Genomic DNA, 12,689 nt, shown 5'->3' on the forward strand with positions numbered 1-12,689 from the left:
TATAATTCTAGCATACTTAAGTATAAACGGTAAGGTTAGAAGCTTCCGCCTCCTCCACCTCCGCCTCCTCCGCCGCCACCGCCGGAGAAGCCGCCGCCGAAGCCACCGCCACCACCGCTTGAATACGTTGGTGCGTTGGTTGACTGCATTTGCGAGATACTGCTGCCAACGGTACTGTTGATAGCAGAGATTGTATAATTCATATACATATATTGATACAACATCGGGGTACTGATTTCATTGACTTGTTCTGCCGGTATTACTGTTTTCAGTTGTTTAATAACTTCCTCAGCAACACCCAATGCCGTCGCATACACTAAATAATTTTCCCAAATAGCCAATGATTCTACTTTATATGATTCAATGTTACTGAAATCAAGTAAGAACTTGCGGAATGCAGACCAACGGGCGAAGGCTATATCACCAGTTGCTGTGTAGCTATTACTGAAAGCAAAGAATAATACCAACAATAATATTTCTGCAACTGCAAAGACTAGCAATGGCGATCCCAGTATACTTGTAAACATACTCAGCGAAAAACCAAAGAAGATAACAAATATAACTGGCATAAACATTGCGGCCTGCACTACAGATTTTCCTTGTCCACCACCACTTTTAGCTTTGCGAATATAATTTCTGGCATCTAATTCATTCTTTGCCTTACTCTTCATCATCAGAAATTTACCATTGAATGTTTTTGCGAATGTCGCAGACTTCAAGCGTTTCTTCAAGTCGTCCCAATCAACTTCACTTCCTACTCCTTCCGGGAATAGCCAAGTAATCAAATATTGCTCATGCCCGGCAAGGCTTGCGTCTGCATCTTTCTCAAGTTGATAAACCAGTGGCTTAGTAGAAACTAATTTAATGTATTTTTTCTGGGTAAGACCCAATAAAACAATACTTAAATCATTACCATCAAAACTTGTTTTCATTTTATAAAACATACTGACAATTGCCGGTGGCATATCATCCGGTAACTCACGATAGTAATCATACTCATCAACTTTGCGAGCACGATCAATTGTAAAGTGCATCACCCACAATAAAATAATTGTAAACAATGTTCCTGCTGCTGCAAGAACTGATAACCAAATAATTGAGTTAGAGTTATTACGGGTATCACTGCTCCACGCTTCTTCTTGAGCAAGTCCGCTTTGTAAATAATCCTCATTTACTTTTGGTGCGTTAGGGAAGAACTCCGTGCTATAAAATAACCGTGGTTCAACAAATGTACCCGATTGTACATATGGTACAGTAAAAGCAATATAGGAATCTTCAAAAGTAATTTGACCCGAAAGCGGTCCATGAGCATAGGCTTTTACGCCCTCAGTTGTTGGCAGATTAATTCGCAAGTCAACATCGTAAATATCTACTGCCCAACTCTTACCAATAAATTGCCAATAAATTGAGCCCGTATCATTATAATTCTGTGCTAGCCCCGGAATATCATAACTGAGCATATACGTATAATCACTACCCTCGTTAACCGGATAGAAAATTTTATAACGCATTTGATTACCATTCTGATTTGCTGTGTAAACATTCCGTTCACCATTATAGGCATAATCAGTTTCAGTAAATGCAGACTTCACTTGCGCTGTCTGGTCAAAGGTTTGTGGATTTTCAATAACTGCAATATTCATATTTTCAATTGTTAAATCTTCACCTTCGGGTGAGCGGGTAACAATATCGCGATAGATACCATTTTTATCATCATCAAAATGATAGGTAAATCGCTCAATTACATGTGCTGTTCCAGCGTCATCAATAGTAACATCAATATAGTATTGATCAATTCGTTCACCAAAACGAATTCCCGGCATACCAAAGAACATAACATAAATAGAGCCAGCGCCAATTAATAATGCAATAAGCGAATAAATAATGACTTTAATAAGCTTCATTCTTCTACGTTTTTTCATAATAATTCTCCTAGTTTTCTCTATAGTACAACTATACGCTTTCAACTACAAGTTGTCAACTTGAGCAAAAAGCCCGGATTGCTATACAATCCGGGCTTTTATTAATTTGACTCAGTTCCTGGATCAGTCGGCGGTTCCGGATCAGTTGGTTTTTCTGGTTCGGTTGGCGTTTCCGGCTCAGTTGGTGTTTCCGGTTCAGATGGTGTTGTGTCAGGAACATAATCTGGACTATCCGAGGAATCACCTTGATATGGTGTCGGGGTTACCGTTAAGGTTGACCCTTTATATATTAATGGCACTGGATAATCAACATTAACATTATAACTAAAGGTAGTATCAATACTTAATGGCGTTAATCCCAGCAACATTTTTAATTCATTGGTAATGGCTGCCAAATTCTCAACATATGGCACGCCATAATAGAGTGGTTGCGAAGATGCTTCCCCAACAAACAGGTATCCCGCAGTTTCAACTTGCAAAGTACGCATTGCAAAGTTATCAACATTATCACCCATACCGGACAATAAATTTTGTGCTAAGGTAAAGAAGTCAGCAACTTGCGATGAATCAATATTGGTCCGCAACATATCTTTCGCGCTCTCCAAAATCTCATTAATTTTCATAAAGCCATCAAAACTAATCATTTTCTTGGCAATTGCCTTAATCATCTCTGCCTGACGCGCACTCCGGCCTTGATCGTTATCATAGTGCCGGGTTCTGGCTAAAGTAAGCGCCTCTTCCCCATTGACTACCTGCTTACCAAAGGTATCAAAACAAACGGCATATGGTGTTCGCCAGCTATCAACATCACACCATTGGCTACCATCACGCTTATCTGCTGGTGGTGCCGGGAAATCAATTTCACCGGTACCTTCCCAAGCCGCATAACCTTCGCGTAGGTCAGGTACGTCCATTTCAACTCCGCCAAGGGCATCAACAATACTAACAAAACCTTTGAAGTTGATTTTAAAATAAAAATCAACTTTCACACCAAGCAAGTTTTCTACTGCTCCAATTGTACATGTAGTACCACCATAAGCGCCAGAATGGGTAATTTTATCACGAGCATTATTTTCACATGGAATTTGAGTATAGGTATCCCGCGGAATACTCACTAAGTCAGCCTGTTTGGTTTTAGGATTAACCGCTGCCAGAATCAAGGAATCAGCTAAAGAATTATCCATATCATCCTCATCAATACCAATAAACAACACAGTAAATGGTTCTTCATTTACCTTTTTATCAGAAGTATTTGTATTTGTATCCTTAATCTGATTGAGCACATCACCAGCATGGTTGATAGTACACCAAACATAAAATGCACCAGCGCCAATGCTTAAAAGCAGGACGCTGACAACACCAATAATAATGCCGCGCTTAATTTTTTGCTTTTTGCTTAACGGCACTTTCTTTTTATCGCGATCACGGCGTCGGCCACGATCGTCCTTTGTTTTTTTGGTCTCAGTTACTGTTTCTTGTTCTAAAGAGTTTTCAAGATTACCTTGACTCATCTAATCATTCCTTTTTACTGCTGGGATAATAACGATTTGTTCACCGTTTAATACAAAATCAATTGCTTGATTGCATACTTTGTTGAACCAATCATTGGCTGCTGAAAGATTGGCTGCTGTAATGTAACAAACCAATTCGATTTCAGCACCGTAATTTGTTTGATATTTTTCTATAAGCGCGCAAGAGTCAAGGAGTCCCTGGATTCTTGCGAATGTTTTATGGGGGATTGTAACTTGTACAACTTGTACCAGCCGTTCTTCTACAAGAGATGCAATAGCTACTGTTGCTGATACTGATTTTGAATATGCCCGCACTAAACCGCCGGCACCCAGTTTTATGCCGCCAAAATAACGGGTTACTACTGCAAGAACATTATAAATATGGTTCTTTTTCAAGACTTCCAGCATTGGTATTCCTGCCGTCCCGCTCGGCTCACCATCATCGCTATAGCGTTGAATCTCAGCGTTGCAACCAATAATATAGGCAGAGCAATTATGGGTTGCGTCCCAGAATTGCTTCTTGATTTCGGCAAGTTCCTGCTGTGCTTCTTCATTTGACGTTACCGGAATCATGGTACAGATAAAACGTGAACGCTCGATGACTATTTCATGAACAAGTTTTTGCTCAATAGTAACTGGAATTTCCACGCATTATCACTCCTATTTCATTATTATAAAACAAAATGGTCTTGCAAAGCAACCCTGGCAGAATTATCTATTTTGTATCTCCGCACTGGTTGGAACTGGTTCAGGCCTGGTCCTGAGCCAGTTCCTGAGCTTCTTTTATCTCCCGATTTAAGAAAAAAGAAATGAATGTTCGGATTAAAACAGTAACCGCGAGCAAAACTATTTCATTAATTGACGGATTAGCAATTGTGCCGATGATATCAGCAGCAATCAATATCTCCAATCCCAGTAAAATATATGAACCTAACTTGGCACGAATCAGCTGACGTGAAATCATCTTATCCGTCACCGCTTTTTTAGCAAACTCAGATTTAAAGAACATAAATGCAGCAACTACCACACCCCAAATAATAACTAAAACCGAAAATCCATCTACAATCCAAATAAGCCATTCCAACACTAAATGTATATCCATCTTCATCATTCCCTTTCTCTGTCAAAGTCGGCTATTCTACCGCCACCTTAGGTTCCTTACCGCGCCGAAAGAAATAATACAGCGGAATGCCGGCAACAACAAAGGCCACGCCAAACCACCAATAGTACCATGGAATTGTACCCCATGTTTGCAACAAAGCAAATGATAAGAAGGTAATTCCAACAAATAGCGCCAAAATCGTCCGCACATAGAACCAAGGCGACATCTTACGGCCTTCTTTTTTATTCAAGCGCCACTCTGAAGCTACCGTTGAAATATATGTTGGTAAATTAATCAAACTTGCCATCAAAATGATGTAATTAAACGGACTGGTCTCATCATTACCGAATAATCCTAATACAAATAATGAATTAGTAATCAATCCTGAAGCAATCAAAGCAACATAAGGGGTACGGAATTTGCTGTGCACCTTAGAAAACTGTTTGAAGAAGAAACCATCAACACTGGCAGCATAAGAACTTCTTGCCGTCGTTAAGAACCAACCGGTTAATGCCCCGATAACAGAAATTAATATTGCTCCGGTAATAATATAGCCGCCAATAGAAGTATTAAAAATTGCGTTTATTGCATCGGCAAATGGCGAACTTGATACCGCCAAACTATCTTGCGGATACACTAGCATAATCGAAAGTGAAACAAACACGTAAATAGTACTTACTGATAAAATTCCTAAAATCGTGCTGCGACGAATATTTTTTTCCGGCTCTTTGATTTCGCCACCAATTAAGGTTGCAGCTTCAAGTCCGGTAAATGCCCACAAAATCAGCGCTACTGCACCAATAAACATCTCGCCAAATGATTTATCCATAACCATTTGTGAAGGTTGAGCCAAATATTCCGGATGCATATGAAATAATGCAATAATACCAAAAATAATAAAAACACTTATTTTAAGTATAGTAGTGACAATACTGACCCAGCCGGCAGTTTTGGCACCAATAAAATTGACCCAAGTAAAAAACCAAATCAAAGCTGTTGCTGATAGGAAATGAATAATCGGAAAATCAGTAATTGCCGGAATAAACACCGCCGCATTATCAAGAATCAAAGCAACAATAGCAGCATTCCCGATACAAGAACCAATCCACCATAACCAACAAACATAAAAACCGGCAAACGGACCAAAGGCCGCTTCGGCGTAAACGACCGGACCGCCGGCCTTAGGAATACGCGTACCCAAGTTCGCGTAACTCATAGCAATTAAAGTCGTCCCCAATCCAACGGTAATCCAAGCCAAAACCGTAACCAACGGTGTACTTGTTTGTGCCAGCGTTGAAGGTAAACCAAAAACTCCTGAGCCGATAACGTTTCCGATTACAATCGAAATCGCTGCCCCTAGCCCCAAAGCACGTTTTAACTGCTTCTTATCCTGATTCGATTCCATAAAATCAATCCTCTTTTCAAAAAATCGCTGTTCGAGCTAATTATAACATAGATAAATACTTTCTGCTATTTGCGTATCTAACAAAAATAAACTTAACGAAACCGTTAAGTTTATTTTAAAAAACCTCTTTCAAGAGTTGTGTATAATTGGGTAATGTTTTGAAAATTTTCAACACGCTGTACTAATTCTCCATAAGTGAATTGCAACAATGTAGGTGCTCCGCTGATTTGGTAACGCTTCGCCAAATCCGGGGTCAAATTTAAATTAATTTCACCAAAACGAACATCTTCCATCGCTTCTGCCAAAATACCAATCAATGGTTTTACACTTTGGCAAACACCGCAAAAAGGTGTTGTTACATAAATAACAACGCGCTCATGCTCACTAATATAATCCTTAGCGTCTTGCTCATTAAAAGTCTGCATTATTTTTGACCTTCTTATGCTTCTTATTAAAATAATAATTGGTAATTTGTTGGTAATAATGACGATCTTGTTCTTCATACTTATCAGTATAAGTCTGATACCAATCCGCCATAAATGATTTCGCAAATGGACCCTTGCGACGATGAATCATGGTTAACAATTCCTGCATCTGGCTGTTTAATAATTCATCAAGTCCCAATGAGTATCGCATCAGTTCCTTATGCGTTTGATACTCACTTTGATCCAAAATACGATATTGCATGTTTGGCACAATCTTTACATCTAAATCATAATCAATATATTTTATTGCGCCATCTTCATATGCATACGGCGAAGCAATATTACAATAGTAATACCAGCCATCAGCCCGTAGCATACCAATAACATTATACCAGCGATCAGGAAAAAAAACTGAAACCGCCGGCTCGCGCGTATACCAAGTACGACCATTGCTTTCAGTCACCTTAGTACGCTTATTAGCCACAACAATATATTGATCACTCACTAATAAAACCCGGGCGCGTTCCCATTCACGATGCATCATGCCATTATGCTTAAAACCAACAATTTTTACTATACTGCCCAACTTTGGATAAGACATGGTTGTTCCGCCCTTCAATATACTCACCAGTTATTATATCATAAAGCCCTCTTTTTTTAAATAAAAGAAGAAGCGAAGTCTTGCCCCGCAAGCCTTCGCTTCCAACTTACTTCGCTACATTTCCGGCAACGTTCAAAACATCCCAAGTTCGTGCAAATGGCGGCGCGTAACTCAAATCTAAAAGTCCGAGTTCGTCAGTTCGCATCCGATTATGAATCGCCGTTGCCAGCACATCACCACGTAACACCGCATTTTTTTGCCCGACAATTTGACCGCCAAGTAAAACCTTGTCATCTGCCTGATAAATCAACTTCACGCGAATAGCACTTTGCCCTGGCACATAATCAGTATGATCCTTATCATTTACAACCACACTGCGATGGTCTAGCTGTTCAGTTACCGCAGCCGCTGTAGTGAGACCGCTCGCCATCGCTTCAAGGCCAAATAACTGAATTGCCGAACTACCTAAAGTCCCGTAGAACTCACTATCCATCCCGCCAATAACTTCTCCAACAACACGACCAAGTTTATTCGCCGTAGTTGCTAACGGAATATAGACCGGTTTATCTAAAATGCGATGATTAATTGTCGCGCAATCACCAGCAGCAAAAACATCTGCTACTGAAGTTTTCCCCTGATTGTCTACAACAATCGCACCATTTTCCAAACGCTCAAGACCAAGTTCGGCAACAAAGCTTGTATTTGGTTTAAAACCAACTGCAACAATCACCAAATCGGTGGCATATTCACCCTTATCGGTCGCAACTGAAGTAACATTCTTATCCCCGCTAAAACCAGTAACACCCTCTTCAAGCAATAGCTCAACATCATTATCACGTAATTCTTGCTCTAAAAGTTCAGTAATCTCTTCATCAAACACATGACTCAAAATTCGCTCACGGAATTCAATAATTCGCACATCTTTACCAAGATGGCGAATCTGTTCTGCCAACTCAAGTCCAATAAACCCTGCGCCAACAATAGTTACCTGCTGCACTTCTGGCTTCGCCAGCTCAAGTTTCAGACGAATTCCATCGGCAAGCTTCGTCAAAGTAAAAACACCTTTCAAATCATTGCCAGGGACATCAAGCATCACCGGGCTCGCACCGGTTGCAATCATCAAAACGTCATAGCTATCAGAAATAATCTCACCACTTGTTAAAACGCGAATATCAAGCGTCTTGTTTTCCTTATAAACGGCAACTACCTCATGCCCGGTTCGCACCTGCACACCACTCGCCTCAAACTGTTCCGGTGTACGAGCTATCATCCGTTTGGCATCATCAAACTGACCGCCAACAAAATACGGTAACCCGCATGCACCAAAAGATACAATATCGCCACGCTCATAAATAATAATATCTGCTTCTGGATCCACTCGCCGTAACTTCGCAGCTGCACTGGTTCCTGCAGCAGTACCACCAATAATAACTACTCTCTTAGCCATCTGTTATCACACTCCATCTCTTATTATAACATCCAATATAGATATTTTTATCAATAATGCCCACAAGAAAACCCGGATTGGTCTCACCCTAAGACCTACCCGGGTTTTATAATTATTTATCCAACAAAGAAGCTGCTTCAGTATCAACAATAACAACCACATCAGGGTGCTGTTGTAAAATTGATGCTGGTAAATCTTCAGTAACCGGCCCTTCAATCATGCCTTTAATTGCTTCTGCTTTATGTGCTGAAGTTGCAATTAAAACGATTTTTTTCGCCTTCATAATTGAAGCAATTCCCATAGTTACCGACTCACGAGGTACATCATCAATTGAATCAAAGAAGCGAGCATTATCTTGAATGGTTTCCTCAGTTAAGTCAACAATATGCGTTGTTGAAGCAAATGAAGTACCAGGCTCATTAAAAGCAATATGCCCATTTGAACCAATACCTAAGATTTGTAAATCAGCGCCACCAAGCTCATCTAACACTGCATCATATTCAGCAGCTAACGTATCATGGTTGCCAATTCCGCTTGGAACATGTGTATTCTCAAGTGGAATATCCAATCCTTTAAATAAATTTTCATTCATAAAGTAATGATAGCTTTGATTATTGCTTCCATCTAAGCCAACATACTCGTCTAAATTATAAGTTTTAACATCTTTATAAGATGTCCCATTTTGCTCATGATCAGCAATCATTAATTTATACATACCGATTGGTGAACTCCCAGTAGCAAGACCTAAAACCGCATTTGGTTTTGCCTTCACTAAATTGATAAAGTACTCAGCTGCCTTCGCACTCACTTCATCATAGTTTTTACATACAACTAATTTCATCATGCACGCTCCCTTTTGATTTTTTACGTACATTCATTATACCAAACAGGCAAAAATCTGTCTATACATCTTTCTGATTTTTCATTTTTTGAAATAAATGTTCAGACGAAGCTTGATTACGCCGAAACAAAATAACAAACACCAAAATTAGACTCAACGAAACTCAATGCCGCTGAGTTCCGATATCTGTCTGATTGTCTCTGACATAATCTTTAATTGTGTTGCTAAAATACTGATTTGCCTTTCAATTAAAACAAATCGCTCCTCACTTTTATCCTTTTTATTAGAATATAAGCGCGGCAACCCCGACTTCAGATACTTCTCAACTAACTCAGGCACAAGTCGTTCAGCAACGGTCACCTGTGTTACAACCCGCCGCTCACCAAATTCATCAATACGCTCACTTTCCAAAGTCTCCATACCTTCCGGTGCCATATTGCCAACCTCATAACCACGCTCGGTCTTTATAATCAACTCTTCATCTCTGAGCCAACCGTAAAAAGTTGTTAGATGAAAACCATATTCCCGTTTTATTGCCATTAACTTCATTTAAAACCCACCTCAACTATCTATTCGCAAAAACAAACGCATTTTAGTCATTTTTTTGTGAGAAAACAAAAAAAACATCCAATCTTCTTGATTGGATGTTTTTCCTCTTCATCGAATATACTTCCGATAAGCCGGTTGTTGGAACTTATACCGATCAGCGCGGTAAAATGATTCAACAAACTCAAAAACACGACCATTATCGAAAAAAGTAAGTAACTCAATTTTCAGCAAAGCATCTTTTTCATTAATATCCAATAGCTGCGCCTGCTCATAGTCTGCAAGGGTAGCTTCAATATTTTGAATTGAATAATCAATCTCCAGCTTTAAATCCTGTTCAATGTAATCATACAATGAAGCCTTGAAAATTTTCTTAGTCAACTTTGGGAAAATACTTACCGGCAAATGAGCTACCTCAATTGCCATCGGCCGGGCGTCAGCAGTCCGTACCCGTACTACCCGAAAAATTTCTTCATCCGGCTGAATCATCAACTTCTCAGCTACCCGGTCTTCCGCCGGACAACGTTCGAACTCAATAATCTTACTTCCCGGCTTCATCCCTTTTTCACGGATTTCCTCACTAAAACTGGTCAAGCCATAAATTGCTTTTTCATAGCGTAAGTTATTTACAAAAGTCCCGCTGCCTTTAATCCGATATAAATAACCACGACTTACTAAACGATCAATAGCATGGCGGGCAGTCATCCGACTAACACCAAAAAATTTAGCCAATTCAACTTCTGAAGGAATCGGAGTTGTTACTTTCCATATACCTTCATTCAGGTTATGAATAATAACCTCAGCAATTTCCTTATAAGCAGGCTTCTTAGGGTTACGTTTCAGTAACAACTCTTTCACCCCTTTCTATTTAAGATTTATTTCATTCCAAACTAATTTTGAAACGCTATTTTACCACGACAAACTGTCAACAATACATCAACATCATCATTAACGACTACAATATCAGCATCCTTGCCAACCGCAAGACTACCCTTACGATCGAAGAAACCTAATTGTTTAGCCGTATTTTGCGATGCCATTTTTGCTAAATCAACAAAGCTGCAGCCAGTCCACGCTTTCATATTATGAGCAACAAAATTCATCTCAGCTACGCTGCCGGCCAAAGCACCATTCTCTAAACGTGCTTCTTTTCCAACTTTATGTACTGCTTGACCACCAAGATCATAAGTACCATCAGCTAAGCCTTTCGCACGCATCGCATCGGTAATCAAAATAATATTATCTGCACCCTTAATTTTATAAGTTGTTCGCACAACATCGGGATGCAAATGAATACCATCAACAATCATTTCAGCTTTCAATTGTTCAAAGTAAAAACCAGCAGTTACAACTCCAGGATTACGATGATGATGCGGGGTCATAGCATTATGAAAATGAGTCAGGTTATTTAACCCTTCTTTTAAATGATCCTCTACCACTTGAAAACTAGCATCGGTATGTCCCGCTGATGGGACAACTTTCAATGAGCGCAAATAATTAGTAAACCCGCACTCAGCTTCTTCCGGCGCGTAAGTCACTAAATGAATATTACCTTTCGCCGTTTCATAATAATCAGCAAAAGTCTTAATCTCCGGCTTAGCAACAAACTCAGGATTTTGCGCGCCGATATGTTTTTCAGAAATAAACGGTCCCTCTAAATGGATCCCTAAAATCTCTGCCTCACCGGCAGGATTACTGGTTTCCATATAATCAACAATTGCCCCAAGCGCTGCATTAATCGCCTTTGGTGCCTGTGTCATTGTCGTCGCCAAGAAACTTGTAGTTCCTTCACGTGGCAAAAACGTTGCCATTGTATGATATGCTTCACTTGTCGCATCCATACTGTCTGCACCGTTAGCACCATGAATATGCTGATCAATAAATCCCGGCAATACATTCTGCCCTTTTAAATCAATCACTTCACCAGAATATTCCGGTGCAAACTCCATAAGCCCGAAAGATGCTATTTGTTCATCTTCAATGAGCAAATAGCCATCTTCAATAATCTCATTCTCTAAATAAATTTTCCCATGAGTTAATAACATTGCCATTCCTCCTAAACCTCATTCTCCATAATCTGTACTTTATAAGCATACATAGTATATAAAATATCAACAATACTCATTAATGCCATTCGTCCGGAAATTGACGAATTAGTAAAGGTGCTTTCAACGCCGCCAACTTCAATTACAAAGTCAGCTTTCTTCGCCAGCGTGCTCTTTCGGTTATTAGTAATAACCACAATCTGCGCACCGCGCTTCATTGCCAAACGGCATAAATGATTCACCTGCTTTGACTCGCCGCTCACCGAGAAGAATACTGCAACTGCACCATTTTGCAATTGGTTAGCATCTTCTTCCTGATTTTTCACATCTGAAAAAGCAGTTACAAATTTACCTAGACGAATAAATTTGTACTGACCGTCACGAGCTACTAATTGCGAATAATCACTGCCAAAAAAAGCAACCTGAGTTGCACTATAAATGGCATCAATAACTTGCTGGATTACCGCCATATCAAGCAATCGATAGGTTTCAGTTATTGCCTCAATACTAATCGGAAACAATTTATCCGGCAACCATTGCGGCTGCTCATTAATAGCCATCAACTCATCTTTAGTGAAACGCACTTCTTCATTATAATAAGCATGCGCTTGTGATATATAATGACGCAAATCCGCAAAACTGTCCAACTGAATTTTACGACAGAAGCGACTGATTGTTGCCGGGCTGGTATAACATAATAAAGCCAGCTCCTCAATCCCCATATCAGCAACTTCATCAATATGCAACAGAATAGTTCGGGCAATAAAATAATAAATATCAGTACTGTTTTTACGAACATCCATCAATGCTATCAAACGACCAACTACATCGTACATATCAACAC

The 12,689-nt window shown here is 39.7% G+C and carries 12 protein-coding genes and 1 pseudogene; all 13 read right to left on the reverse strand.

Annotated elements, in window-relative coordinates:
• Positions 1 to 35 precede the first annotated feature (35 nt).
• Positions 36 to 1,922: a DUF2207 domain-containing protein gene (locus FEZ08_RS12290; protein WP_194949996.1), complete on the reverse strand. Its 1,887-nt coding sequence runs from the start codon at positions 1,920 to 1,922 to the stop codon at positions 36 to 38.
• A 101-nt stretch (positions 1,923 to 2,023) separates the two neighbouring features.
• Entirely contained in the window at positions 2,024 to 3,433 is a 1,410-nt protein-coding gene (locus tag FEZ08_RS12195; RefSeq protein ID WP_171014980.1) for an LCP family protein, read from the reverse strand.
• Positions 3,434 to 4,081 (reverse strand): YigZ family protein, encoded by a 648-nt coding sequence (locus tag FEZ08_RS06965; protein ID WP_138191003.1) that lies wholly within the window; start codon positions 4,079 to 4,081, stop codon positions 3,434 to 3,436.
• 100 nt (positions 4,082 to 4,181) lie between these two features.
• Positions 4,182 to 4,535, reverse strand: a complete 354-nt coding sequence (locus tag FEZ08_RS06970) for a DUF1622 domain-containing protein (RefSeq protein WP_138191103.1) — start codon at positions 4,533 to 4,535, stop codon at positions 4,182 to 4,184.
• Between the two features lie 31 nt (positions 4,536 to 4,566).
• Positions 4,567 to 5,940 carry an APC family permease gene (locus tag FEZ08_RS06975; RefSeq protein ID WP_138191004.1) on the reverse strand — a complete coding sequence of 458 codons (1,374 nt, stop codon included), beginning with the start codon at positions 5,938 to 5,940 and terminating at the stop codon, positions 4,567 to 4,569.
• 110 nt (positions 5,941 to 6,050) lie between these two features.
• A complete protein-coding gene (locus FEZ08_RS06980) occupies positions 6,051 to 6,365 on the reverse strand; it encodes a thioredoxin family protein (protein WP_171014981.1) in 315 nt (104 codons plus the stop codon).
• A gap of 88 nt (positions 6,366 to 6,453) precedes the next feature.
• Positions 6,454 to 6,966, reverse strand: a pseudogene (locus tag FEZ08_RS06985) (DUF402 domain-containing protein); the annotation flags it as partial.
• 106 nt (positions 6,967 to 7,072) lie between these two features.
• Complete coding sequence (locus FEZ08_RS06990; RefSeq protein WP_138191006.1) at positions 7,073 to 8,413, reverse strand: CoA-disulfide reductase; 1,341 nt, start codon at positions 8,411 to 8,413, stop codon at positions 7,073 to 7,075.
• Positions 8,414 to 8,525: 112 nt separating this feature from the next.
• Entirely contained in the window at positions 8,526 to 9,254 is a 729-nt protein-coding gene (gene nagB, locus FEZ08_RS06995; RefSeq protein ID WP_138191007.1) for a glucosamine-6-phosphate deaminase, read from the reverse strand.
• Positions 9,255 to 9,407: 153 nt separating this feature from the next.
• Complete coding sequence (locus FEZ08_RS07000; RefSeq protein ID WP_138191008.1) at positions 9,408 to 9,803, reverse strand: hypothetical protein; 396 nt, start codon at positions 9,801 to 9,803, stop codon at positions 9,408 to 9,410.
• A 108-nt stretch (positions 9,804 to 9,911) separates the two neighbouring features.
• Entirely contained in the window at positions 9,912 to 10,649 is a 738-nt protein-coding gene (locus tag FEZ08_RS12560; protein ID WP_171014982.1) for a GntR family transcriptional regulator, read from the reverse strand.
• A gap of 41 nt (positions 10,650 to 10,690) precedes the next feature.
• The gene (gene nagA, locus FEZ08_RS07010; protein WP_138191010.1) at positions 10,691 to 11,845 is read right to left on the reverse strand and encodes an N-acetylglucosamine-6-phosphate deacetylase; all 1,155 of its coding nucleotides are present in this window, start codon (positions 11,843 to 11,845) and stop codon (positions 10,691 to 10,693) included.
• Positions 11,846 to 11,856: 11 nt separating this feature from the next.
• Positions 11,857 to 12,681: a MurR/RpiR family transcriptional regulator gene (locus FEZ08_RS07015; RefSeq protein ID WP_138191011.1), complete on the reverse strand. Its 825-nt coding sequence runs from the start codon at positions 12,679 to 12,681 to the stop codon at positions 11,857 to 11,859.
• Positions 12,682 to 12,689 lie beyond the last annotated feature (8 nt).

The organism is Culicoidibacter larvae (assembly GCF_005771635.1).
Lineage (GTDB): Bacteria > Bacillota_I > Bacilli_A > Culicoidibacterales > Culicoidibacteraceae > Culicoidibacter > Culicoidibacter larvae.